Source organism: Hyphomicrobium sp. MC1, assembly GCF_000253295.1.
GTDB lineage: Bacteria > Pseudomonadota > Alphaproteobacteria > Rhizobiales > Hyphomicrobiaceae > Hyphomicrobium_B.
In genome coordinates this window covers 3,573,852-3,598,871 of sequence record NC_015717.1, presented here as the reverse complement: position 1 = coordinate 3,598,871, position 25,020 = coordinate 3,573,852, and the positions used below count along the sequence as shown (strand labels likewise).

Genomic DNA, 25,020 nt, shown 5'->3' with positions numbered 1-25,020 from the left:
GAGTACCCGTCATGATGCTTCGAGCAATTCAGGCGGCAGGCGGAAGGTTATCTTTTCTTCGACGCCGTCAAGCGTCTCGATTTCGATTGGCCCCGCCTTACCTATCGCAGCTAATACGTCCTGGACAAGGACGTCGGGCGCCGAGGCACCCGCAGTTACGCCGACCGTCGCAACTCCGGCGAGCCAAGCCAAATCGACTTTGCTGCCGTCGGCGACGAGATAACTTGGAACCCCACATTCCGACCCGATTTCCCTCAGGCGGTTCGAGTTCGAGCTGTTGCTCGCTCCGACCACCAGCAAAAGCTCGACATGCCGGCAAAGGTCCCGCACTGCCGTCTGCCGATTTTGCGTGGCATAGCAGATGTCACGCGTTTCCGGCCCAATTACGTCCGTGAACCGCTTTTTGACGGCCTCGATCGTCGACCGGGTATCATCGACGCTGAGCGTCGTCTGGGTGATGTAGGCGACGGGGGTATCATCCGGAATATCGAGTTTCGCGACATCCTCGCCGTTTTCCACAAGGTAAACGGGACCGGAGATGCGCCCCAATGTCCCTTCGATCTCGACGTGCCCAGCATGCCCGATCAGGATGATCGTTCTGCCCAGTGACGAATAGCGCTGGCCCTGCTTATGGACCTTCGAGACGAGGGGGCAGGTCGCATCGACGACATTGAGACGGCGAAGGCGCGCCTCGTCCTCGACGGAATGGGAAACGCCGTGCGCACTGAAGATCGTGACGGAGCCGTTCGGCACGTCCGCTAGGTCCTCAACAAAACGGGCGCCCTTGGCTTTCAGATCTTCGACGACGTGCCGGTTGTGGACGATTTCGTGGCGCACATAGACAGGCCCATCACGATGAGCAAGTGCGCGCTCGACGGTGTCGATCGCACGAACGACGCCTGCGCAAAATCCCCGGGGCTGTGCCAGAATCACTTTCATGCAGAAACCCCCCGTTTTCTGCCAACCGGGCATCGCCGTTGCGGGCTTCAGCCTTAAATCCGTACGTCAAAGACTGATAGCTTTGACGTGCCCACCCTTGAATATCTCTGACCTTACGCGCGAACGCTGTGCGGGGCAGCAAAGCCAGCGTCGCGCCATTCACGCTGGCGGTATGACGTGTCTCAAAAGCAACACAGATCGCATGCTCCTCCCCCTAGCGGCTCGACATGACGGCCGTCCGGAGTGCAGTGGTTGGGAGGGATGCCCTTTGCTTACGAACAGGAAGAGTCGCCGCAGAATGGCCAAACACGACACTCCGCAATGCCGCCCAAACGTGACGGTGCTCGAAGCATGATCGAGCGCGTCGTTGCCGGCATTGTTGCAGCCTCGGTGCGGCTGTCATGGCTGACGATTTTGCTTGGCCTCGCTGTCTCTGCGGGCGCGATTTATTACGTCGTCAATAATTTTGCGATTACCACCGACACGAGTCAGCTGATTTCGCCGGAGCTTGATTGGCGTAAGCGCGAACGCCAGTTCGACGCTGCGTTTTCCCAGCACACCGACACGATCGATATAGTCATCGACGGTAAAACGCCGGAGCTGACAGAGAGCGCCGCCGCCGAGCTCGCAGCCGCTCTCAGCAAATCAAAACCAGACCCGTTCCAGATCGTGCGCCGACGCGATGGCGGACCGTTCTTCGACAAGAACGGCTTGCTCTATCTGTCGCTGCCCGAGGTACAAGACATTACGGCAGGCCTCATCAAGGCACAGCCGGTGCTCGGCACGCTATCGGCTGATCCGACCCTCAATGGCTTGGCGAAAGCATTGGCGCTCGTCCCGCTCGGCATCAAAGAAGATCGGGCGAAGTGGATCGATTTCGAGAAGCCTTTGGGTGTGATGGCCAATGCCATGGACGGCATGCTGGCCGGCAAGCCGACGTACTTTTCATGGGGGCAGTTGCTGACTGGCGGCGCGCCGAGCCCGTCGGAGCTACGTCGCTTTCTCGAAGTAAAACCGGTTTTGAATTATTCCGATCTCGAACCCGGTGCCGAAGCGACCGTTCTCATTCGCGCGACGGCCAAACAGCTGGGGTTGACCCCTGAGAATGGCGTTCGGGTCCGTCTCACCGGCTCAGTCCCAATGGCGGATGAGGAGTTCGGCACGGTCGCGGAAGGCGCAGCACTCAATACTACGCTTACCATTGCTGCTGTGCTGGTCATTCTTTGGCTGGCGCTGCGATCCGGCAAGATCATCTTTGCCGTGCTTGTCGGTCTATTTTCCGGCCTCGCGATCACGGCAGCGCTCGGTCTCTATCTCGTCGGCGCGCTCAATCTCATCTCCGTTGCTTTTGCGGTCTTGTTCGTCGGCATCGGTGTGGATTTCGGCATCCAGTATGCCGTGCGCTATCGGCACGAACGCTTCAGCCGACAAGGGCTTCGGGATTCACTCGTCGCGGCCGGACGCAATGCGGGCAAGCCCTTGGCGCTCGCTGCCGCGGCCACAACCGCTGGATTTTATGCCTTCTTGCCGACCGATTACGTCGGCGTTTCCGAACTAGGTCTCATCGCCGGTAGCGGCATGATCGTCGCGTTTTTAACCAGCATAACGCTGCTTCCGGCGCTTCTGGAGGTGCTGAACCCACCCGGTGAGTTGCACGATGTCGGCTACCGCTCGCTGCAGCCGGTCGATCGCTTCATGGCCCGGCATCGCAAGATCATTCTTGTGCTCACTGCAGTTGGCGTGGCGGCTGGATTGCCGCTGCTCGCAAAGCTCGAATTCGACTTCAATCCGATCAATCTGCGCAGCCAAAAAGTCGAATCCGTCTCGACCTTCAATGACCTGATGCGCGATCCGAACACCGCGCCGAACACGATCGAAATTCTGACACCGAACCTCGCCGATGCCAAAGCGCTCGCGACGAAACTCGACAGGCTGCCCGAGGTCGACCGCACCGTAACGCTCGCAAGCTTCGTTCCCGATCATCAGGATGAAAAGCTGGCGCTCATCCGCGATTGCTACGATTTGATCGGCCCGACAATCGAGCCGGACGAGGTCGCGGACGCCCCGACAGACGCCGACACGAGGCAGACGCTTCTCGATACCGCCAAGGATTTCGAGGACGTCAGCAAATTGCCTGGCGCTTCGCCGCTCGCCGCGCACATGGCGAGCACGCTGCGCAAGCTCGCCGATGCAACCCCTGATGTCCGCGCCAAAATCGGCGCCGCATTGCTCGACGGCATGAAACTGCGACTGACACAGATCCGCGCCGCTCTTAAAGCGGAACCGATCACGTTGAAAAACCTGCCGCCCGAAATCGTCGCCGACTGGGTGACAGCCGACGGCCATGCCCGCGTCGAAGTCGGCCCGAAGGGTGACGGCAACGACAACGCCAATTTGCGCCGGTTCGCATCTGCTGTTCTCGCCGTCGATCCGAACGCAACCGGCGTCCCGATCCTGATCCAGGAATCGGCAAAGACGGTCGTTCGTGCCTTCATTCAGGCGGGGCTGCTGGCGTTCGTTTCGATCACGATCATTCTGTTCGTCGCGCTGCGCCGAGTGACGGACGTGCTGTTGACGCTCGTGCCGCTGCTGCTCGCAGGTGTCGTGACGCTGGAGCTTTGCGTGCTGCTGAAACTGCCGCTCAATTTCGCAAATATCATCGCGCTGCCGGTGCTGCTCGGCGTCGGAGTGGCGTTCAAGATTTATTATGTGCTGGCATGGCGCGCGGGTGAAACGAGCCTGCTTGCATCGCCGTTGACGCGCGCTGTCATGTTCAGCGCGATGACGACGGCGGTGGCCTTCGGAAGTCTGTTCTTTTCAAGCCATCCCGGCACGTCAAGCATGGGCGAATTGCTCGCCCTTTCGCTGGTGACGACGCTCGCGGCTGCCGTTCTATTCCAGCCCATATTAATGGGCCCGCCACGTACGGTAGCGAGCCCTCAGGACAACAAAATTCCAGAGGCCGTTGAGCCTTAAGTGAGCTCTAAGCGGCGGCGCTGCGGCGCTCACGCAGGAACTGGAAGAATTCCACGCCCTCGCGAAGGCGGCGCTTCATCATGTCGGGCTGTGTAACCATCTCGCCGACGATCGCGGCGATCTTCGGCACCCGGAAGTAGAACTTGCGATAGAAGTCCTCGACCGAGTTGAAGATTTCGGTGTGCGACAGGCCGGGATAGTGCAGCGGCGCGATCTGGATGCCGTTGTCGTTAATGAGTTCGGCGTTGTCGACATCGAGCCAGCCGTTCTCGGACGCCTGCTTGTAAAGGAACGTCCCCGGATAGGGCGCTGCCAACGAGACCTGGATCGTATGCGGATTGATCCGCGTCGCGAACTTGATGGTCTCCTGGATCGTCTCCTTCGACTCGCCCGGAAGACCGAGGATGAAGGTGCCGTGGATCTTGATGCCAAGCTCGTGGCAGTCTTTGGTGAACCGCTCGGCAACTTCGACCCGCATACCCTTTTTGATGTTGTGCAGGATCTGCTGATTGCCGCTCTCGTAGCCAACGAGAAGCAGGCGCAGGCCGTTGTCTTTCAGCACTTTCAGCGTTTCGCGCGGCACGTTCGCCTTGGCATTGCACGACCACGTAACGCCGAGCTTGCCAAGTTCCTTCGCAATCGCTTCCGCGCGCGGCAGGTCGTCGGTGAAGGTGTCGTCGTCGAACATCAGCTCTTTCATCTGCGGGAACGCCTTGAGGATGTATTTCACTTCCTCGATGACGTGCCCAACGGAGCGGGTCCGGTAGCGATGGCCGCCGACCGTCTGCGGCCACAGGCAGAACGTGCAGCGGCTTTTGCAGCCGCGACCCGTGTAGAACGAGATGTACGGATGCTTGAGATAGCCGATGAAGTAATTCTCCATCACGAGGTCGCGTTTGTAGACCGGCGTAACGAAGGGAAGCGTGTCCATGTCGTGCATCACGGGGCGGTCTTCGTTGTGCACGATCACGCCCTGCGGGTTGCGATAAGATAGGCCCTTGATGTCGCTCCAGGCCTTGCCGTCGGCGACGTCTTTGATGGTGAAGTCGAACTCGTTACGCGCCACGAAGTCGACGATCGGCGCGTCCTTCAGGCTCTCATCGGACTGAACCGCGACCTTAGCGCCGATCAACCCAACCTTTAGGTTCGGGTTCGTCGCCTTCATTGCCTCGATGACCTTGACGTCGGAATCGAATGATGGCGTCGAGGTGTGCAGCACCGCTAGATCGTAATCGCGAACTTGGTTGAGCACGTCCTGAAGACTTGTGCGGTGAGGCGGCGCGTCGATCAGCTTGGAGTTCTCGACGAGCGCGGCGGGCTGCGCCAGCCAGGTCGGATACCAGAACGATTGGATCTCTCGGCGCGCCTGATAGCGCGAACCGGCTCCGCCATCGAAGCCGTCGAACGAAGGAGCCTGCAGGAAGAGTGTGCGCATTTTGGCGCCTTTCATATCGGCGTGACGGTTCCATCGGAGCCGACGCTATAGCGACGGCCTCTCCAGCTGACGGCTCCGGGCATGAAGCTCGCCACGAACACTGCGAAGCTCAGCATATCCCTCAGCGGACTGAGCCACCACGTGCTCTTGCCCCCACCCGCCAACTTCTCAACTTGTATCGGAACAAAAAGGCGGCAGGCAAGCGTCCCTGCGAGGATCATCCACGCTATGGCGCTGAAGCCACTGAGCGGCAACGCTGCCAGTGCAAAAGGCAGGGGATGCGTCACGATGGATCCTGCGTACCCCATGGGGTCGACAAGACGAATCGTCCGCGCCCAACGGAGTTCATGCGCCCAAAGCTCTTTAAACGACGCTTCCGAAAACGTATGCCCGACCGTAAACGGGGCAATTTCGACCTTCAGACTGAGACGGCGGACGGCGTCCCCCATCGCGTAATCATCAGCAAGAGTATCAGCGAAGGCCTCGAAGCCGCCGATTCGTTCAAGCGTGCTTCGCCTCAGCGCGATCGTTGAACCGAAACAGGGCTTTGCCAGTCCAACGGCAAGGCCGACAAGCACGCTCGGAAGAAAGTGCTGATCGACGGCCGAGGCTGCCATCCGCGACCAAAAGCCTGTGAGCGCCGTGCCGCGGTAGAGACACGTGACGAGCCCAACTCCGGGTTGCTGCAAGATCGCTGAAACGTGCTGCGCATAGTCGGGAGCAACGCGCATGTCACTGTCGCTGAGAATAAGAAAATCATGCTTCGCAGCCGGAAACATGTTGGCAATGTTTTCGACTTTCGGATTTCCCCCGCCGCGTCGCTTGCCGACGACCAGTTCGAGGTCGCGCGAAGGGAACTGCCGTTGCAAACTGTGGACAACTGCGATGGCCGGGTCCGCCGGGTCCTGGACCCCGCACAGCATCTGCAGATCGCGCGGGTAATTTTGCGCGCAAAAAGAGGCGAGACTCACGTCAAGGCCGGTTTCTGCACCGTAGAGCGGCTTTATCAGCGTGACATTTTCGAAGCGTTCCAGTTTAGGCTTGGGTTCACGGGCAAATCGTGCCACCAAAAAAGTCGCAAACAGAGCGTAGATGCAGCCGATTAAGGCAATGAGGGTGCATACAAGCCACAGACAGGACGTCATTCGGACGTTACTTTCTGGTTTGAGTTGGGAGCAAGCCTGTCGGCAGTGGCAGGAAGGCTAGCGCCTCGTGCGCGATTACGGTAGATCTGGAATTGCTCGGCTGGTGGGGCCAAGCAGGGGGAATATCGGGACGTGAAAGTCAGCGCCATCCTAAATTGGGTCGGCTGCGTTTTCGTTGGTGTGGGCCTTTCGGCTTGCGCCAGCACGTCACCGCCTGCGCTGGAGCCCCAGCATCTTGCAGCCACCGGCGACGACACCACACCGAAGCCGGTGTCTGATCCGAACGAGGCGTTCAACCGCCAGATGTTCGACAACAGCCAGGACTTCAACCACAACGTTCTTTATCCGGCGGCGGAAGCTTATAATAACAACGTACCGGAAAGCGTCCGTGATCGCATTGATGCGTTCACGACGAACCTTTCCGAGCCGATGACGTTCGCCAACAACGTGCTGCAGCTTCGCCCTGGGGCCGCGGTGACGACGCTTGGGCGTTTCGCGCTGAACTCGACATTGGGCCTGGGTGGCCTGTTCGATGTCGCGGCTGAACAGGGCATGACGCATCAATCGGGTGACTTCGGCCAGACGATGTACGTCTGGGGGTATCGCGACAGCGCCTATGTCTATCTCCCCGTTTTGGGTCCGACGACGGTGCGAGATGCGGTCGGCAGTGGGGTTGAATTCGGTGCGTCCTTACCTGCTGCGGCTTTGATCCCGACGAAATTCGCGACGCTCGCAAGCCGGGTCGATCTCGCCGGAACCGTGACCAGCCCGCTCTCGAACCTCAGCAAGGCTGAGGACATGAAGACGCTGGAAGACAGCTCGATCGACTTCTATTCGATGCTTCGCAGTGTCAGTCAGCAGAAGCGGCAGGCCGAACTAGATGAAGCCATAAACACGAGTGTCCTGACGAGCACCAACCCGCCGGTCCGCGATCCCAATGCGATCGAACCGGTGACGGAACTCGTCTCATCGCCGATGATGCTCGAAGATCGCCGGGTCACCGACGTTCCAAAGATGACGCGTACCGCCGACCGCAGGCCGTTCGTCGTTGTCGGACCGCCGACCGCCGTTCAGGCGTCGCCAGCCGAGGAGCAGGCGTCTCCCGCCGAAGAAATGTCTCCGGCGCAAGAACAGCCGTCTCCGGCCGAAGAGCAAAAATCGCCTGCCGAAGAATAATCCGCAGTTGATCATGATGCCGCGCGTCGCGATCTCGAAATCCGTACAGTCAGACGTTTTGCCACCGCACGAATGATTCGGGCTTGGCCCGATAGCCGCGAATAAGCGCCCTGTTCACGAGCCACGAGAGCCGTGAAGCTATGGCCATGATCCGCCGACGTCGGCTCCTATAACGGCTTTCACCCGGTCAAAAAATTAAGGGCGCCGATTGATACGGCGCCCTCAAAATATCCGAGCTATCGAGACGGGTGATCTCTCCCTCAGCTGCCCGAGAGCAGTTTGTCGCCCTGCTTCTTCAGGGACGCAATGAGCGCATCCGGTCCGCCGGCCTTCAGGATGGATGAAAACTCAGAGCGCCGGCTCGCCAGTTCGCTGATGGTGCCGTCGAGATAGATGTCGACGATCTTCCAGTCCGGTCCCGATTTCCGCATGAGATAGTTGATCGCGACAGGCTTGCCGTTGCTCTGGATGATCTGCGTCTTGACCATCTTGTCAGCCGCGCCTCGGTTGGAAATCTCGACGATCCGGAAGCTTTCCCCCGAGAATCCATCGAAGCGCTTCGCGTAGGTCGCGATCATCATGCGCCGGAACAAATCGATGATGGACGCCTGCTGTGCAGGCGACAGAGATCCCCACGTTTGGCCCACGGCCAAGCGCGTCATCAGCGGTGTATCGTAAATCTTCGACAGTACCGGTGCGAGCGCTTGATAGCGCCCCTGCACGCCCAGGGACTGAGCCTGCTTCATGGTGTCCAGAAGTGCCGTGTTGAGGCCGTCAATCGTCGCTTCCGGAGAATCGGCCGCCTGCGCCGTCGTAAATGACGCGGCCGCGACGGATACCATCACGAATGCTGCCAACGATAACCCAAACGCCTGCAATTTCCTGATCAGGAGCATTGCCCCTCCCTCGATATCTTCAATGAATGCCTTAGCCCCGCCATTATCAGCGTTTCGGCTATAAGGACCTAGGCAGTTACAATGGCGGTATTTAGTCGGCCATCCTTCTAATTTGTGAGGCTTGGCTGCAACACATCCCCGCAGAGTCCAGTCTGCGCTGTATGATCCATTTTTTGCGACGTGTCATAGGTTCATAATTTGCCATCGAGCTCGGGACTCGAGCGGCAGTTGGGGGAGTTCGGTCATGGATGCAAGGGTCACTCGGCCATCCAAAACACCGCTTTTGGATCAAGTCGATACTCCGGACGATCTCAAGCAATTGTCCGAAAGCGAATTACCGCAGCTCGCGGACGAGCTTCGCACGGAATTGATCGAAGCCGTTTCGCAGACGGGCGGCCACTTGGGCGCTGGTCTTGGCGTCGTCGAGTTGACGGTTGCTCTGCATTACCTCTTCGATACGCCGCGCGACCGTCTGATCTGGGACGTCAGCCACCAATCTTACCCGCACAAAATTCTGACCGGTCGCCGCGATCGCATTCGCACGCTTCGCCAGCCCGGAGGTCTTTCCGGTTTCACGAAGCGCACCGAGAGCGAATACGATCCGTTCGGCGCCGCGCATTCCTCGACGTCCATTTCGGCTGGCCTCGGCATGGCCGTTGCCCGCGAGATGTCGGGCGGCACGAACAACGTCGTTTGCGTCATCGGCGACGGTGCAATGAGCGCGGGCATGGCCTACGAGGCGATGAACAATGCCGGCGCGCGCAGCGAACGGCTGATCGTCATCCTGAATGACAACGAGATGTCGATTGCGCCGCCGACAGGTGCGTTGTCGTCCTATCTCGCCCGCACGACATCGAGCGATTCCTATCTTTATGTTCGCGATCTCGCGAAGCAGCTTGCCAAGCGCCTTCCGAAAAGTTGGGGAGAGCGCGCCGCGCGCGTCGAAGAATATACCCGCAGCCTCTGGCATGGCGGCGCTTGGTTCGAAGAACTGGGTTTCTACTACATCGGTCCGATCGACGGTCATGATCTCAGCCAGCTCGTGCCGATCTTGCGCAACGTCCGCGATGCCGAGCAGGGGCCGATCCTCGTACACGTCGTGACGAAAAAGGGTAAGGGCTACGCTCCGGCCGAAGCTTCCGCCGACAAGTATCACGGCGTCACGAAGTTCAATGTCGTCACCGGCGTGCAGACGAAAGCTCCGGCCTCGGCGCCGTCATACACGCGCGTGTTCGCCGATAGCCTCATCGACGAAGCTAAGAAGGACGACAAGATCGTCGCCATCACCGCGGCCATGCCGGACGGCACGGGTCTCGATGTTTTCGGCCGCGCATTCCCGGATCGCACGTTCGATGTCGGCATCGCCGAGCAGCACGCCGTGACGTTCGCAGCCGGTCTCGCAACTGAAGGTATGAAGCCATTCTGCGCGCTCTATTCCACGTTCCTGCAGCGCGGCTACGATCAAGTCGTGCATGACGTCGCGCTGCAAAGCCTGCCGGTGCGCTTCGCCATCGACCGCGCTGGTTTTGTCGGCGCTGACGGCGCGACGCATGCCGGATCGTTCGACCTCGCGTATCTCGGCTGTCTGCCCAACATGGTCATCATGGCTCCGGCCGATGAATGCGAACTCAAGCACATGGTCGCCACTGCCGCGGCGATCGACGACCGTCCAAGCGCGTTCCGTTATCCGCGCGGCGAAGGTACAGGAGTGGCGCTTCCCGAGACGGGCATTCCCCTCGAAATCGGCAAGGGTCGCATTTTGCGCGAAGGCTCGACGATTGCGCTTCTCTCGCTCGGGACGCGCCTTCAAGAAACACTGAAGGCCGCCGATCAATTGGCTGCGCTGGGTCTGTCAGCCACGGTCGCTGACGCGCGTTTCATGAAGCCTCTCGACACCGATCTGATCCGCCGCCTCGCCGAAAACCATGACGTGCTGATCACCGTCGAAGAAGGCTCGATTGGCGGCTTCGGCAGCCACGTGCTCCATTATCTGGCTGAAAACGGTCTGCTCGATCGCGGTCTCAAAGTCCGATCGAAAGTGATGCCGGATGAATTCGTCGATCAGGATAAGCCGGAAGTGATGAACCAGCGCGCCGGGCTGTGCGCTCAGGGCATCGTCGAGACGGTCTGCGACGCTATTCAGCTCGAAAGAGCGCCCTCGAAGACAGCCGCTCGTGGCCACGCCTGCTGATCTGGCAATTCATCACGCCGCCATTTCCGTGATCTCGGTCACGCAATTGGCGGCGGTTTTATTTCTTTGAGCGCTTGCTGCTCTTTTTGTCGTCGTCATCGCCCGCGATCACCTTACGGCACTCGGGGCTGAGCCGATTGATATTCTTATTGAGGCACGCGACGATCTTATCTTCGTTAGGGATCTGCCAAAAGCAGAGGCTCAGAACGTCGGGCGTGCAGGCAGATTGTTCTTCGGCAGTACCGCTGTGAGCGGACGCGCCGTGCGTGCTCGCAACCACGAAGACCGGCGCTGCAAGCCCGGCCAACAGCATCGCTCCAAGTCGAAATATTCGTTGCACGGTCTTGAACCTCACAAGAATGGTTGGCGTCGCGATCGGGCTTAGTGCTTCTTGCGCGCATTCGCTTTGGGCTTGTCGCCTCTCATCACGTCACGGCAAGCAGGGCTGAGCTTTGCCATGTTCTTGTTCAGACAGGCAACGATGCGCGTTTCGCTTGGGATCTGAGCCGAGCAAAGTCGAAACACGTCTGGCGTGCAGGCCTGCTGCTCATCGGCCGTGCCGCTGTGCGCAAAGCTCGCTTCTGCGCCGGCGCAAAGGAAGGCCACGATAAGCGCGCCTACCGATGCCATGCGCGTCCTAGAAAAGTTTCCGATGATCACGTTTGCTCGCTGACAGAAGAATTGATGTGTTACCGCCCGCCGATATGACGATGCGCAATGGTGAGACTAAGGCACGTCCGTAACAGTCCGCCAGCCTATCGTCCCTGACGCGCGTTCGCCGACGGATCATTTAAGTTAACAACGCCAAAAAAGAAGCGCCGCCGTCGCATAGGCGTCCGGCGGCGATAGATTTCAGGGTTTCGGAAACCGTTCAGGCAACAGAGATTTTGCTGGGCGCCACGACCGGAAAGTCGACATCGGTCTTGAACGTCTCGTTGAAGAAGTTCGTCCATACGTTGAGCGCGACGTGCTGAACAATCTCAATGACCTGACCGTCGTCGTAGCCAGCAGCTTTGACAGCGGCCAGATCGGCGGCGCTCACATGGCCACGTGCCTCCACAACTTTCATCGCAAAGCGAACGGCGGCATCGGCTTTCGGATCGTTCGAGGCGCCATTGCGATTGGCCGTGATTTCAGCGTCGTCGAGCTTGGCGAGGTTCCGCCCAAGGTAGGTATGCGCTGAAAGGCAATAGCTGCAGCCGTTGAACTCTGCGACGGCCAGCGCGATGCGTTCGCGGGTCTGCGGCGGCAGCTTGCCCTTTGCCAGCGCGCCCGAAAGACTAAGGTAGCCCTCCAAAGCGGCGGGGCTTGTTGCGATCAGCCGAAACATGTTTGGAACGGTACCGAGCTGTTTATTCACCGCCTCTAGGAGCGGCTGTGCAGTGGCGGGAGCATCAGCAATGGTGGCTGGGGTCAGGATGCGGGACATGGGCGTCTCCTACTCTCTTCGGGCCGGGATTGGCCGACGCCCCTGAATTAGGTCCTTTCATTTTCACGAAATAGTCGACAATATTGGCAGCCACCCTACCGGATTATGAGAGTCAAAAATGGACCGCTTCGACGCCATGTCGGTGCTTCTTGCCGTAACGGACGCTGGTAGCCTCTCGGCTGGAGCGCGCAGGCTCGGCATGCCGCTGGCAACGGTTAGCCGGAAGGTGTCCGAACTCGAAGCCCATCTCCACACCAAGCTCTTGAATCGCGGCAGCCGTCGATTGGAGCTGACCGACGCCGGACAATCGTACGTCGCCGCCTGCCGCAGAATCCTGGAAGACGTCGTCGAAGCCGAGCGCGCAGCCTCCGGCGAATATCGCGCGCCGCGCGGTGAGTTGGTCATTACGGCGCCGATCGTTTTCGGTCGCTTGCATGTGCTGCCGATCGTCGGCGCGTTTTTGAAAGCCTACCCGGATATCGACGTACGCTTAACGTTGGCCGACCGCGTCGTGAACATCCTCGAAGAGCACGTCGATGTCGCTCTTCGTATCGGCGAACTCCCCGATAGCAGCCTGATTGCGAGCCGCGTTGGATTGATTCGCCGCGTTGTTTGCGCGAGCCCTGATTATCTTGAAGCACGCGGGACCCCTGCCGATCCGAATGATCTCGAATCGCACGATTGCGTCACCTTCGAAGGCCTGATGTCGTCACGTTCGTGGACCTTCTGGAACAATGGCGTGCCCCAGGTTGCCGCCATTCACTCCCGCCTCGTCGTCAACACGGCGGAGTCTGCCGTCGACATGGCGGTCGCCGGACTTGGGTTGACGCGCCTGCTTTCCTACCAGATCGAAACACCGCTTGCAGAGGGAAAGCTCAAGGTCGTGCTGGAGCGGTTCGAGCCACCCCAGGTCCCGGTCAGCCTCGTTTACGGCAGCAACGGACTGCTGCCGCTGAAGCTTCGGGCATTTCTCGACTTTGCGATGCCTCGGCTGAAAGCGAAATTGACCAAAGCCTCTTCGCCCGCCGAGAGCAGCTAGAAATTAAGGGTTTGTGCTCGGAGCGGCAGGCGTTGTCGCCTCGGCCGGAGGCGTCGTCGCTTCGGCAGGTGCCGCCGGTTCGCTCGGTGCGGCTGCCGGTGCCGCGCTCTCTTCGGTCGGCGAAGAACGGACTTCGCACAGCGTCGCGGAATCGAGCGACGCCTTGTTCATGAATGCCCAATTCGCGAACGCGATGTAGCAGACGGCAACCGTTTCCTGCTTCTGTAACGTGACGACGACGTTATCGGTCTTGACCTTTTCCGTGACCCTCTTGGCGACCTCGAGAGGAATGAGCGTCACAGATTTGACTTCGTAACCTTTGCCGACGAGCGCAGTGAACGAAGATTGCAATCGCTCGTCTGCCGAGGCTGGAGCCGAAATCAAAGCTGCCGCAGTGGCGAAGGCGAGTCCAAGGCTGATGCTGCGCATCCCGTCCCCTCTCAAGTTATCGAAGCCCTCAGGCTAATCAATAAAACGTCACTACTACGGCGCGCCGAGGCTCTCAACCCAGCAACGGGCGGCTGCGGCCATGAACTGGGGACAAGAGCGACTTTCCGAGCGCGATAGTGCGTTTTGCCTAGGTTTTATTAGGATAAAAGATCGCGACTGGGCCAACATAGTCGGGCGGCGCCAGACTTGGAGCGATCTCGTCGCCGGACTTCAGGAACTCGGCAAGGAAATGGGTATGCGCGCCATTGGGTGACGACTCGCCGGGGCCTGGAATTCTGGAAAAGATTTCGATGCGCGCCGCAGCGCTTTCAACGATGCGATGCGGACTCAAAGCGACAAATTGATTGAGCATGACCGGCATGAAGTCCGACCAATGCCGCCGATCATGATCCGATAGCGCCGATGTCAGCGTCTCGTCCCGCGTGCGAACGCAGAAGCGGGTATATCGGCGCCCAATTCCGAGATCGAAAAGTTCGTCGCCGCGATGCGTCTCGTCGATTGCGCCGGCATCCAGCCCAACAGCTTGAAGTGCCGAACCAGATTGAATGGCGGCGCGTCCTCTCGGTAGTCCGAGCACAATCGGGCCGCCATCGGTGAACGCGAAAGCACGAATCTTATCGTTGATCGCGATACGAAACGCAGCATCCGCACGCCGTGCGGTTATCACGCCGTCCTCGACGTGCAAATCAATCGGTGTGTTATCGGCGCTGGGAAACTCCGCGACGGCGCCCGGCACGCCGACGACCCACGCGCCTTGCCGAGCGACGAGGGTGTCGCGGACCCAGTTAATCAGCTCATCGCGAACCCACGGCAACACACGAACGCGCACCGAGAGCTGTGCGAGCCGTTCCGGCAGTTGCTCCCAGACGGAGTCGCGCCGAGCTTCGCTCATCGCCATCCAGTCGCCGATTTCAGCGGCCGTGCGCGCGCAGCCAAGGCAAAAGCCCGTCGTGTCGTCGAGTTTGCAGATTCCTATGCAAGGCGAGTGGCGTGCCACTAGCAGACAGCCTTTTCGGATGTTTGGCGATTGCAGGCCAGATCGCAGCAGCAAGCGCAATGCGATCTGGCTGGCTTTGAGCGGCGCGTGCGCCGTTCAATGAGCGATTTTCTCGTTCGATCTGTCGACCAGCATTCCAAATATAATGCCAATCGTCATCCACAGGATGCCCTGAATGCCGAACGACACCACACGGAACTTCCAAAGCAGATCGGCAGGAAAATCATTTGGAACTTCGTTGATCGGCGGCAGGAAATAGCCCGCAAGCGCCGTTAGGGCAATGTAGACACCGCCTCCGATCAGGATGGCGTTCCAGCCGCCGACCTGAGCGAAGAACTGCCGTCCAGCGCTGATCGCGATCGCCAACGCGGCGAGAGAGAAGACGATCATTCCGAAGTAGAGCTGCGTTCTGTAGCCGATCGTTTCCGGTGACCCGACCGCAGGTGGGTTGGCCGGATACTTGATGTTTGGAATGAAGTAGATCGCCAGAAAGCCAAGCGCCGCTATGATGATCGCCGTGGTCCGCGGTGACATGCCGACGAGAAGTCGGCCGTTGAAGAACGCAAAGGCCAGAGCGAAAAGACCGCCCATCGCGGTACCGACGACGGCGACCCCGGTGAACAGGCCGAAGCTCGCCTGCACCGCGCGGCTGACGATTTCCGGTTCTTCCGGCTCACCGCTCGCTTTTGCCATTTGCTCTTCGAAGCCGATCGCCCGATCGACCTGAGGCTCGCCGAAAACCTTCGCAAAGCCAAAAGTCAGAATACCAGCGAGAAGCCCGGCAATCATGCCGCGCACAAGAAGAGATACCATATCCGAAATTCTCCGCCGCGGTTAGTGGCAGGGGAAGCCGAGAAGGTGACGGGCGTCATGCACATACTCGTGCACGTACATCCCGTTGAAAATCGCCGTGGCGCCTTCTTCGACGCCGATGAAATACATGGCGAGGAGGAACAGCAACCCGGCGAAGATCGCCCAGGGGAGAATCTGGCGAACCGGAACAGGCGTAGCGAAGCCGCCTTGAGCGCCGAGAGATTGTGCGACGATAGAAGAATGAGCCATTTTAAAGAGCCTCCATGGGATTACGCGTCCCGTTTCAAGGTGTGCTCTGATCACGAGGTGGGTCTGACTTTCGGTGGACGCTTGGAGCGACCCACGATTACAGTGGCGCGACCGTTCCGGAATTTCACCGGCTTCCTACCCGTGAGGATGCACGTCTCACCATAGGGCAGGCCGGGCATTTGTCAACGCAAGCCATTGAGCCAAGATGCCGCCGCGCCTGACCTTTGTAGCCAACGCCTCGACCCCGGCGGCGAGGCGCGCAGCCTTCCCGCTCGACGAAGGCATCGACGATTTTGGCCGGCGGGACGCGTCCGCAATGGCCGGCGAATTTCGCAATGCCGCCATCGTCTTCTCCAGTCCCGCCCGGCGGGCGCTGGAGACTGCCGCTGTCTTAGGACTTTCCCCCCGGATTGACCCGGCGCTCAGGGACATCGAACTTGGCGACTGGGCGGGCCGCACCCTGAGTAGCATTGCTCTATCCGATGCCGACGCATTAGCAAGCTGGCTCTCCGACCCAGGCTCTGCGCCTCACGGCGGCGAAACAGTTGAAGCGCTCATCGCGCGGACGTCCGTCTGGATGCAGACGATTTCGGAGCGTGAGGGACCCATTTTGGCCGTGACGCATCCGGCGGTCATGCGCGCGGCGATTGTCGTCGCGATCGAGGCGCAAGCAATCTCATATGCGCATATTGATGTTGCGCCGCTTTCCGTCGTCGAACTGTCATCGAATGGACGGCGATGGGCGCTTAAATCCATACGAAGTTAGAACGCACCGATATTGCAGCCGCGAAAGACAATTCGCATACATTTCATTTTGTATTTGCTGGTCCTGGTCTTGCATTTGTGGTTCCGCGCCACGTTGTCTCGGAATGCAAAAAGCGACAATGGATTTGATACTTTAGAAGTGTTCACCCTATTGCCGGGAAAAAATCGGGGGTGCACTATGCCAATGTCAGACAACGGATCTGACGCCCCCTCCGGTGTTGGCGGCCGGTTTGAACTTCAAGTAAGCGAGGACAACATGGTCGGTATAAGAAGCCGTGCGACTGCGGCGGCGCTCGCAGCGTCGCTTGCGTTTTCCGCATTTGCTCCCGTCGGCGCTCAGGAAATCGAGCACAAATCCAAAGAGGCGATCAAAGGAGCTCCTGCGCGAGCGGTCACGCAGGAAGAATTGTCGAACGCTGCGAAAGATACCAAGCAGTTTCTCCACACCAACGGCAATTACGACCAGACACGGTATTACCTCGGCAAACAGATCAACACCGGCAACGTCGCAAAGCTTCGTCCGGCGTGGATCTTTCAGATGGACGTAAAAGAGTCGCTAGAGACGACGCCTATCATCGTCGGCGACGTGATGTACGTGACGACATCGTTCGATCATGTCTACGCGCTGAACGCCAAGACCGGCGAGCAATACTGGCACTACAAGCACAAGATGGGGCCGATCACGACATATTGCTGCGGCCCGAACAATCGCGGTGTCGCGGTTTACGACGACAAGGTTTACCTCGCGACGCTTGATGCCAAGCTTGTCGCGCTCGACGCCAAGACCGGCAGCCTCGTTTGGGAAACGGAAATCGCCGATCCCGAAGACGGCTATAGCGAAACGATGGCGCCGACAGCCGTTAACGGCAAGATCATCATCGGCACCAACGGTGGCGAATACGGCATCCGCGGTTTCGTCCGCGCTTATGATGCCAAAACCGGCAAGCAGGTTTGGAATTTCGACACGGTGCCGGAAAACACGGTCGGCGTCTGGGCCACGAAGGATGCCACGGGCAAGGATCTGCACCGCGACATCGAAGCCGAGAAAGCTCAGTTCGCCAAGACTGGCGATCCCTACAAGACGTTGGGTGGCGGCGTTTGGCAAAATCCGGCGGTTGATCTCAAACTCAATCGCTTGTTCTTCGTGGTCGGCAATCCGTCGCCGGACCTCGACGGTTCGCTGCGTCCGGGTGACAATCTCTACACGGACTCGCTCGTATCGATCGATCTCGATACCGGCAAATACGTCTGCCACCTTCAGTATATCCCGCACGATGTTTGGGACTTCGACGCTGTCAGTCCGCCGATCTTGGTCGACGTCAAGGACAAGGACGGCAAGGTCGTTCCGGGCGTCATCCATGGCGGCAAGACCGGTTTTGTCTATGTTCACAACCGCAAGGATTGCAGCCTGATCCGCTTCTCTGAGCCGATGGTCGCGCAGGAGAACATGTGGACCTTGCCGACACCGGGAGGCGCGCGCATGCTTCCTGGCGCAAACGGTGGCGTTGAGTGGTCGCCTATGGCGGTCAACCCGAAACTCGCTCTGACCTATGCTGTCAACTTGCACCAGCCGATGACCTATCAGGTTCAGTCAAGCCCCTATCCCGATGGAAAGCTGTGGCTTGGCGGCGCCTTTAAGGTCATTCCGACCGAGGCTTCGTTCGGAAACGTCACTGCGGTCAACTACAACACCGGCAAAATCAAATGGCAGGTCAAAACGCCTGAGCCGATGATGGGCGGCGCGCTTGCAACCGCGGGTGATCTCGTTTTCACCGGAGAAGCCAACGGCTGGTTCCGCGCCTACAACGCCGAGAGCGGCAAGATCCTGTGGTCGTTCCAGTGCGGCGCAGGCGTCAACGCTCCGCCAGCGGCGTATTCGCTCGACGGCAAGGAATACATTGTCGTCGGCGCCGGCGGAAACACGCAGATTGACTTCAAGCGCGGCAATAACATCATTGCCTTCACGCTCAACTGATTATGTGGACGTCGGAAAAGGAGCGCGCGTGCTCCTTTTCCGACTTTTATTTTAATCGTCGTCGAAGACCGGGAGTTTCGATATGCGGCAGGCAGTAATTGGATTGGGGTTGCTCGTTGCCGCAATCTCGACCGGCAGTCATTCGGCATTCGCCGACGACATCGCTGACAAAATTCAGCTTTGCGCAGGCTGTCACGGCGAAAACGGCGTCCCGCAGCAAAAGACGACCCCTGTCATCTGGGGGCAGAACCAGGGCTACCTCTACATCCAGCTTCGCGACTTCAAGAGAGGTGCGCGCAAGAACGATCAGATGTCGGCAATCGCTGAGGGATTGAGCAAAGACGACATGAAAGCGCTGGCCGCGCATTTCTCTGGGCTCAAGTGGCCGAGTATTCAACAGCCGTCGCCTTCCAAAGACGTCACCAAGCACGCGCTCACCGTGATTGGCTCAATCGGCTGTACGTCGTGCCATCTCGACCAGTATCAGGGTGACAGCACGACGCCACGGCTGGCCGGCCAGCAGGCCGCTTATCTCCTCAAAACGATGACGGATTTTCGCGATCACAGCCGGGCGAACAATCCCGGCATGTCGGATCTCATGAATGCAGCCCAGCCGGCCGATCTCGACCCAATCGCCCAGTATCTTGCAAGTTTGACGGTGATTGGCGGCGGCGGACAGTAGCCGCTCCCACCTCCATCAACTCGCCGCGAGCCTCTTCTTGAGTTCGTCGTTTGAGGCGAGGTCTGCTGCCGTCTTTCCCGACTTGTCACGCAAGGTCCGGCTCGCACCGTGTGCGAGGAGTACATCGACGGCGCGCTCGTGGCCAAGCGAAGCTGCGATCATAAGCGCCGTCCGCCCGCGATTGTCCCGGTCGTCGAGATGCGCGCCGCGCGCGATAAGCAACGCCAGGACGTCCGCGACATCGCTCGTTCCCGCGCCGTCTTCGTGTCCAGCTGCCCACATCAACGCGGTCAGGTCGTTGCCGTAGCGAGCGTTCACGTCGACGGAATGATCGAGCAGAATGCCCGCAACTTTAGCGAAGCCGCGGGCGGCCGCGTAGCAGATCGGTCCCTTTCCTGTCGCGTCCGTGCGCTTGGGATCGGCACCCTTGGCGAGCAATAGCGTCGCGATATTTTCATTTCCCATGTAGGCGGCAGCTTCTAACGGCGTCAGTCCGCTGCGGCCTGCGAGATTGACGTCTGCGCCATGTGCAACAAGGGATTCGACGGCCGGTTGGTTGTCTTGTTCCGCCGCCAGGAACAACGCGGTCGATCCATCGAGATTGCGCGCATCGATAATGGCGCCGTGCGCAATGAACAGATTCAGTATGTCGGTTTGTCCCGCCTTCGCCGCGTGCGACAGGGGCATCGCGCCTTGGCGGTCGCGCGATCCCAGTGACGCGCCATCGTCAAGAAGGCGCTGAGCAAGCTTCAAGCACCCTTTATCGGCAGCGGCCGACAGCGCTGCGTTGATCTCCAGTGGCCCGGCCGATGGTTTGATCTCCTCGTAATGCTGGTCTTGTTCTTGGCAGATGCGCATCTTCGCGGCGGCAGCGTCCGTCGCCGCGATCGTGCAGAATGCTGAGCCGACAATGGCAACAGCCGAAATACGAGCAGGATTAATCAAGCATCGGCTCCTTCATTATCGATCATTCTATGCCGATAATCGAGGATTTCCATAGGTACGGAAGTCCGACGCGGCGTGAGTTCGTAGCCTTTCAGAACGGGCGGACGTCGTGGAACGACGCGAAAAAGAAAACCGTCCCGAGCACGAAGACTGCGGCCGAACTGACAACGCTGGCGCTCCGCGCGACGAAGTCGCCCCATCGGCTTTCGGCGCCCGCCAGGATGATCGCAAGATTACGCGAGCCGACCGATACCGCTGCCAATGCCGATACGGTTAAGGCTGTTCCAAACGCCATCGCGAATGTCGCCAGAATGCCGGCCCAGATCATCCCCTGCGTCGCAGCGAAGATGATAACGAGCAAAGCTCCGGTGCACGGCCGCATGCCGATCGAGAACGCAATGGCGAGCGCCCGGCTCCACGACAGCTTGCCTCTTAACTCGTCCGGACCCGGTAGATGGGCGTGACCGCAGTGCTCGTCATGAACATGATCGTGCCCGCAACCATGGGAGTGATCGTGTGAGTGATCGTGTCCGCATGACGCAGGCGCGGCTTGGCCGTGGTGATCATGGCCGCATCCGTGATCGTGCCCATGTCCGTGATCGTCGCCATGCAGGTGATCGGCGCGAACGGGCTGGCGCCGAGACGTAAACATCGGCCAAAGCTGCTTGAACATCAGCCAAGCCCCGAGCAACGCCACCGCACCCCAGCTTAACGTTTCAAGCCAGGCCTCCGCCCACTTTGTCTGCAGTCCCGTGGCCAGGGCCGCCACGTACAGTCCGCCGATCAGCGTAATTGCGGACAGCGCTTGGATCAGGGACGATAGGAACGCGAGGAATATGCCGCGCCGTAGCGTCTCCTTGTCCGCCAGCATGTAGGATGAGATGACCGCCTTTCCGTGTCCCGGCCCGACAGCATGAAGGATGCCATAAATGAAGCTCGCCACAACAAGAGCGCCGGTTGCGGCCATGACGTTGGTCGTCGATTTCAGATTGCGCACCGCGCCAGTCATGTTTTGAGTAAAGCGATGCTGTTCGAAGAGAAGGATGGACCACGCGGCGTCCATGGCCTGCGTAATCATCGAAGGTTCGCGAACAGGCTGCGCCTGCATCGTGCCAGCGAATCCGAATGCGGATTTCGGTCCTGTGGGCGCCTCGTTAGCGTGCGCAGCCAAACCGAGCGACATGACCACGGTGAAAATTCCTGCAGCCCAGGCCGCGGCCCATGCGGCTCGTTTGCCAAGCCGATGGCTGGCCGTGCGGCTGCTCTTCCAATGTCCCATCGGACCCCCCGAAACTGCAATGCGTGAATGTAACTTTGGCCGCTTGATGCGTATGTTATATTATTGGATAGACACCGTATGATTATGACCGGACCGAGGCGGCCGCAGCGCGCGTCGGATTGGCCGCAATCAAATCCTTCGGAGAATGGACCATCGCCAACATGAATCGATTGAAACTTCTTGCTCGTCTTTGTGTTATCGCGCCGGCCCTGGCGTTGGCGGGCGTTTCCGACGGGGGTCCCACCGCTGAAGAATACATCGGCTATACAAACGGCTCGGCGTATCTCGTCCCCGTCGGCCAACTCAGGCTCAAGGGATATCGCATCCAATGCGGCGACCGTCCGACCGTAATTGACGAGAAGCTTGACGATTATGGTGCGGCCTATCCGGGCTTCATCATTCTCAACACCCGACTGCTCGACAAGCTGCCGCGCCCAGTCGAGCTCTGGATCTATTCGCACGAGTGCGGACATCAGTTCCGTGGACCCGATGAGCAAACTGCCGACTGCTTCGGTGTGCAGCGCGGACGCAGGGAAGGGTGGCTAACGGAAGACGGATTGAACCAGGTGTGCGACTTCATCAGCGCCGCCAAGGGCGACAACATGCACTTTGCCGGTCCACATCGCTGCGAAGCCATGCGCGCCTGCTACACCGACTCCAACGTGCACTAAAAAAAGCGGCGAGCTTTTGAGGCTCGCCGCTTGATCGTTGGAGGTTGGTTTTCGCTGCCGCTCAGGTTCCCGCGAAGGCCTTCGACAACTGATCGACGTTGTAGTGAAACATCTTCGCGTAGGTCGGGGCCGGGCCATCGGCCTTCGACAGCGATTCGACATACAGCTCGCCGCCGGGTTGCGCGCCCGTGGCCTTCGCGATCTGTTTGACGAGGCGAGAGTCGTTCGAGTTTTCGAAGAAGTACGTTTTGACCTTCTCCGCCTTGATCTGATCGATCAGCTTGGCAACGTCGGCGGCAGATGCTTCAGTTTCGGTCGAGAGGCCAATAGGCGAAAGGAACGTCACGCCGTATTCCCTTCCGAAGTAGCCGAATGCATCGTGGCTGGTCAGGATCTTGCGCCGATCCTTCGGCACCGTCTCAAGGACGGATTTAGCATACGTATTCAGCGCATCGAGCTTCTCGGAATAGACCTTGGCATTGGCCTTAAAGTCGGCGGCGTCGGACGGGTCGGCCGAGGCAAGCGCCTTCTCGATATTGACGACCCAGACCTTGACGTTGACCGGGCTATTCCAGACGTGCGGATCGGTGACGGTCTTGCCGTCCTCTTCCATGGTTCGTGTCTTGATGCCATTCGATACAACGATTGGCTTGCCATTGTAGCCCGATGCCGTCACCAGCTTTTCGAACCAGCCTTCGAGGCCTTCGCCGCTGATAAAAGTGATGTCCGCTTCCTTCAGAGATTTCGCATCGTCAGGCGAAGGCTCGAATTCATGTGGATCGCCATTCGGCGGGACAAGGCTTTTCACGTTCACGTGGTCGCCGCCGACTTGCTTCACGACGTCGGCGAGCACCGTAAAACTGGCCACAGTATTTAGCGTCTTTGCCGACGCGGCCGCCGAGAAGCCGGCGGCGACGCTGGAAGACACCAGCAGTCCGAAGACGAGATTAGAAACCCTCATGATCAATCTCCTGTCTATGCTTTGAGGTGAGGACGCGAATAGAGACGCCGCGCCATGCCCGAAGGGCTGAGAATGAGCGAGACGCCATAGATGCAGCTTGCGGTAAGGATGATCGTCGGCCCGGAGGCCACGGCGAAATGGAACGACGCGACCAAACCGAGATAGCCTGAGACGACGGCCGTCCCCGCCGCGACGGCGAACATGGCCGGAAGTGATTGTGCCCAAAGACGCGCGACGGCCGCGGGGAGCATCATCAGGCCAACGGCCATCAGCGTTCCAAGCGCTTCGAAGCTCGCGACCAGATTGATCACGACGAGCAGCAAAAACAGAAAGTGAAAGAGGGAGCCGTGGCCCCCAACGGCCCGCAGAAATCCGGGATCGAAGCATTCGGCGACGAGTGGCCGGTACACGACCGCGAGGATAATGATTGTCAGCGAGGCAATGCCGCCAACGAGATAAAGCGCATTCGAATCGATCGCCAGGATCGTCCCGAACAGGACATGCAGCAGGTCGATGTTCGAGCCTCGCAGCGAAACGATCAAAACGCCAAGCGCGAGCGATGTCAGATAGAAACTAGCGAAACTCGCATCTTCACGAAGCGAGGTCGTCCTGCTGATAACGCCGGATAGAAGCGCGATGCTCAATCCTGCCACCAGGCCGCCGAAGCCCATCGCCGGCAGAGAAAGACCGCCAGCAATCAAGAAGCCGACCGCCGCGCCGGGAAGGATCGCATGGCTCATGGCATCGCCGACAAGGCTCATGCGCCTGAGCATTAAAAGCACGCCGACAGGCCCCGAGCCGAGCGCCAGGGCAAAGCACGCAACGAGCGCGCGGCGCATGAAGCCATAATCGACGAACGGCGAGATGAAAATGGCATGCAGACTCATGCGGCGGCCGTATCCTTCTCGCAAACCTCAGCGCCTTCGTCCCAGCTTTCCGCCATCGCTCGGGCGCGCAGCAGGTTCCGCGACGACATCGCGACGCTTGTAGGCCCCCACCCGATGGCCTCGCGGGCGAGAAGAAGAGTGTCGGGAAAGTGGGCGCGGACCTGATCGAAATCGTGCAAGACGGCGATGATCGTCCGTCCCTCCTTGTGCCAGCGGCAGACGATATCCAAGAGGTCGCGCGTGGTGCGTGCGTCGATCGCAGTAAACGGTTCATCGAGAACGATGATCTTCGCATCCTGAAGCAATAGCCGCGCGAACAACACGCGCTGGAATTGCCCTGCCGAGAGCGAGCCTATGATGCGGCCGCCAAAGCCGTCCAAGCCAACAGCCGTCAACGCTTTTCGTGCTTTCTCCGTCGCATCGGAATCGACGCGTCGGAATGAACCGCTTCGGTGCCAAGCGCCGAGCATCACCGTGTCGGCGACAGACATCGGAAATTGCCGGTCGATCTCGGCGGCTTGCGGCAGATACCCGAAATCGCATGCTGCGAGACCCGGCCGCTCGATGGCGCCTTCTGCTAGAGGCAGCTCACCCATGATCGCCTTTAACAGTGTCGACTTACCCGCGCCGTTAGGGCCGGTGATAGCCGTCATACTGCCTTCGTCGAACGTTCCCGATACATGATGGAGCGCCGGGTGACGCGCATAGGCCACCGTCACGTCTCGAAGCTTGATCAATGGTTGCCTCATGGAAGAGCCACCGCCCAAAAAATTGCGATCCACAGCACAACCAGGACGCCGCCCGTGCCGATCAGCCGTCGGTAAGCGGGCTGCGCCATCAAGGAGCGCTCGAATGGATTTCTGTTCGACATGGTCGTGATTTATCCGCCTCGCACCAGAACGTATATTATAACATTTAATGCCGAATGACTACGGCGGAATTGTGGGTCTCGGATTTGGTTGGGTGGATATCAAGAGGTGGGGTTGCCGGCATGACGGAGAGGATGGCGCGTGCGGCCGTGCGAAACGGCCGTCGCGGGATAAGGTCGTGGGGAATTTGAGAGCGCGGCGCCGCTCACACGAATAGGAAAAGCAATGGCTTAGCCAAGTGGCCTATGCCG

Annotated in this window: 24 protein-coding genes and 1 riboswitch; of the genes, 8 read left to right on the top strand and 16 right to left on the bottom strand. The window is 59.4% G+C overall.

Annotation, left to right across the window (positions count from 1 at the left end; all coding sequences use genetic code 11):
* Positions 1–9 precede the first annotated feature (9 nt).
* Entirely contained in the window at positions 10–939 is a 930-nt protein-coding gene (gene ispH, locus HYPMC_RS17405; protein WP_013949371.1) for a 4-hydroxy-3-methylbut-2-enyl diphosphate reductase, read from the bottom strand.
* Between the two features lie 351 nt (positions 940–1,290).
* On the opposite strand from ispH, the gene HYPMC_RS17400 reads away from it, so the two are divergent.
* Positions 1,291–3,915, top strand: a complete 2,625-nt coding sequence (locus HYPMC_RS17400) for an MMPL family transporter (protein WP_013949369.1) — start codon at positions 1,291–1,293, stop codon at positions 3,913–3,915.
* 7 nt (positions 3,916–3,922) lie between these two features.
* Here HYPMC_RS17400 and hpnJ read toward each other — a convergent pair whose 3' ends face one another.
* Positions 3,923–5,350: a hopanoid biosynthesis associated radical SAM protein HpnJ gene (hpnJ, locus tag HYPMC_RS17395; RefSeq protein ID WP_024276356.1), complete on the bottom strand. Its 1,428-nt coding sequence runs from the start codon at positions 5,348–5,350 to the stop codon at positions 3,923–3,925.
* Between the two features lie 11 nt (positions 5,351–5,361).
* The gene (hpnI, locus tag HYPMC_RS17390) at positions 5,362–6,495 is read right to left on the bottom strand and encodes a bacteriohopanetetrol glucosamine biosynthesis glycosyltransferase HpnI (RefSeq protein WP_013949367.1); all 1,134 of its coding nucleotides are present in this window, start codon (positions 6,493–6,495) and stop codon (positions 5,362–5,364) included.
* A 132-nt stretch (positions 6,496–6,627) separates the two neighbouring features.
* On the opposite strand from hpnI, the gene HYPMC_RS17385 reads away from it, so the two are divergent.
* A complete protein-coding gene (locus tag HYPMC_RS17385; RefSeq protein ID WP_013949366.1) occupies positions 6,628–7,671 on the top strand; it encodes a VacJ family lipoprotein in 1,044 nt (347 codons plus the stop codon).
* Between the two features lie 260 nt (positions 7,672–7,931).
* On the opposite strand, the gene HYPMC_RS17380 is transcribed toward HYPMC_RS17385, so the two are convergent.
* A complete protein-coding gene (locus HYPMC_RS17380; protein ID WP_013949365.1) occupies positions 7,932–8,567 on the bottom strand; it encodes an ABC transporter substrate-binding protein in 636 nt (211 codons plus the stop codon).
* Between the two features lie 244 nt (positions 8,568–8,811).
* Here HYPMC_RS17380 and dxs point away from each other — a divergent pair, with 244 nt between their 5' ends.
* Entirely contained in the window at positions 8,812–10,758 is a 1,947-nt protein-coding gene (gene dxs, locus HYPMC_RS17375; protein ID WP_013949364.1) for a 1-deoxy-D-xylulose-5-phosphate synthase, read from the top strand.
* Between the two features lie 58 nt (positions 10,759–10,816).
* On the opposite strand, the gene HYPMC_RS17370 is transcribed toward dxs, so the two are convergent.
* From HYPMC_RS17370 to HYPMC_RS17360, 3 genes are all read right to left on the bottom strand, one after another.
* Positions 10,817–11,071 (bottom strand): hypothetical protein, encoded by a 255-nt coding sequence (locus HYPMC_RS17370; protein WP_029671112.1) that lies wholly within the window; start codon positions 11,069–11,071, stop codon positions 10,817–10,819.
* 68 nt (positions 11,072–11,139) lie between these two features.
* Positions 11,140–11,388: a hypothetical protein gene (locus tag HYPMC_RS17365; protein WP_013949362.1), complete on the bottom strand. Its 249-nt coding sequence runs from the start codon at positions 11,386–11,388 to the stop codon at positions 11,140–11,142.
* A 241-nt stretch (positions 11,389–11,629) separates the two neighbouring features.
* Positions 11,630–12,187, bottom strand: a complete 558-nt coding sequence (locus tag HYPMC_RS17360) for a carboxymuconolactone decarboxylase family protein (RefSeq protein WP_013949361.1) — start codon at positions 12,185–12,187, stop codon at positions 11,630–11,632.
* Positions 12,188–12,305: 118 nt separating this feature from the next.
* On the opposite strand from HYPMC_RS17360, the gene HYPMC_RS17355 reads away from it, so the two are divergent.
* Entirely contained in the window at positions 12,306–13,226 is a 921-nt protein-coding gene (locus tag HYPMC_RS17355) for a LysR family transcriptional regulator (RefSeq protein WP_013949360.1), read from the top strand.
* Between the two features lie 3 nt (positions 13,227–13,229).
* Here the strand turns inward: HYPMC_RS17355 and HYPMC_RS17350 are convergent, their stop codons facing one another.
* The 4 genes from HYPMC_RS17350 to HYPMC_RS17335 form a co-directional block, all read right to left on the bottom strand.
* Entirely contained in the window at positions 13,230–13,655 is a 426-nt protein-coding gene (locus HYPMC_RS17350) for a hypothetical protein (RefSeq protein ID WP_013949359.1), read from the bottom strand.
* A 148-nt stretch (positions 13,656–13,803) separates the two neighbouring features.
* Entirely contained in the window at positions 13,804–14,673 is an 870-nt protein-coding gene (locus HYPMC_RS17345; protein WP_013949357.1) for a DUF1289 domain-containing protein, read from the bottom strand.
* Positions 14,674–14,769: 96 nt separating this feature from the next.
* Positions 14,770–15,486: a CbtA family protein gene (locus HYPMC_RS17340; protein WP_013949356.1), complete on the bottom strand. Its 717-nt coding sequence runs from the start codon at positions 15,484–15,486 to the stop codon at positions 14,770–14,772.
* 21 nt (positions 15,487–15,507) lie between these two features.
* A complete protein-coding gene (locus HYPMC_RS17335) occupies positions 15,508–15,735 on the bottom strand; it encodes a CbtB-domain containing protein (RefSeq protein WP_013949355.1) in 228 nt (75 codons plus the stop codon).
* A gap of 38 nt (positions 15,736–15,773) precedes the next feature.
* Positions 15,774–15,914, bottom strand: a riboswitch (cobalamin riboswitch).
* Positions 15,915–15,940: 26 nt separating this feature from the next.
* On the opposite strand from HYPMC_RS17335, the gene HYPMC_RS17330 reads away from it, so the two are divergent.
* The 3 genes from HYPMC_RS17330 to HYPMC_RS17320 all read left to right on the top strand — a co-directional run bounded on the left by HYPMC_RS17330 (position 15,941) and on the right by HYPMC_RS17320 (position 19,157).
* Positions 15,941–16,501, top strand: a complete 561-nt coding sequence (locus HYPMC_RS17330) for a histidine phosphatase family protein (protein WP_013949354.1) — start codon at positions 15,941–15,943, stop codon at positions 16,499–16,501.
* Positions 16,502–16,756: 255 nt separating this feature from the next.
* On the top strand, positions 16,757–18,475 hold the full coding sequence (locus HYPMC_RS17325) for a PQQ-dependent dehydrogenase, methanol/ethanol family (protein ID WP_013949353.1): 1,719 nt from the start codon (positions 16,757–16,759) through the stop codon (positions 18,473–18,475).
* 82 nt (positions 18,476–18,557) lie between these two features.
* Positions 18,558–19,157 (top strand): cytochrome c, encoded by a 600-nt coding sequence (locus HYPMC_RS17320; RefSeq protein WP_013949352.1) that lies wholly within the window; start codon positions 18,558–18,560, stop codon positions 19,155–19,157.
* A 15-nt stretch (positions 19,158–19,172) separates the two neighbouring features.
* Here HYPMC_RS17320 and HYPMC_RS23415 read toward each other — a convergent pair whose 3' ends face one another.
* Positions 19,173–20,102 carry an ankyrin repeat domain-containing protein gene (locus HYPMC_RS23415; RefSeq protein ID WP_013949351.1) on the bottom strand — a complete coding sequence of 310 codons (930 nt, stop codon included), beginning with the start codon at positions 20,100–20,102 and terminating at the stop codon, positions 19,173–19,175.
* 91 nt (positions 20,103–20,193) lie between these two features.
* Complete coding sequence (locus HYPMC_RS17310; RefSeq protein WP_013949350.1) at positions 20,194–21,381, bottom strand: nickel/cobalt transporter; 1,188 nt, start codon at positions 21,379–21,381, stop codon at positions 20,194–20,196.
* 161 nt (positions 21,382–21,542) lie between these two features.
* On the opposite strand from HYPMC_RS17310, the gene HYPMC_RS17305 reads away from it, so the two are divergent.
* A complete protein-coding gene (locus tag HYPMC_RS17305; protein ID WP_013949349.1) occupies positions 21,543–22,052 on the top strand; it encodes a hypothetical protein in 510 nt (169 codons plus the stop codon).
* Between the two features lie 61 nt (positions 22,053–22,113).
* Here the strand turns inward: HYPMC_RS17305 and HYPMC_RS17300 are convergent, their stop codons facing one another.
* From HYPMC_RS17300 to HYPMC_RS17290, 3 genes are read right to left on the bottom strand one after another with little or no spacing between them, the layout of a single operon-like run.
* Positions 22,114–23,013, bottom strand: coding sequence for a metal ABC transporter substrate-binding protein (locus tag HYPMC_RS17300; RefSeq protein ID WP_013949348.1), 900 nt, complete (start codon positions 23,011–23,013; stop codon positions 22,114–22,116).
* A gap of 14 nt (positions 23,014–23,027) precedes the next feature.
* On the bottom strand, positions 23,028–23,900 hold the full coding sequence (locus tag HYPMC_RS17295; protein WP_013949347.1) for a metal ABC transporter permease: 873 nt from the start codon (positions 23,898–23,900) through the stop codon (positions 23,028–23,030).
* A complete protein-coding gene (locus tag HYPMC_RS17290) occupies positions 23,897–24,649 on the bottom strand; it encodes a metal ABC transporter ATP-binding protein (RefSeq protein ID WP_013949346.1) in 753 nt (250 codons plus the stop codon). The genes HYPMC_RS17295 and HYPMC_RS17290 overlap by 4 nt, the downstream gene beginning before the upstream one ends.
* Positions 24,650–25,020 lie beyond the last annotated feature (371 nt).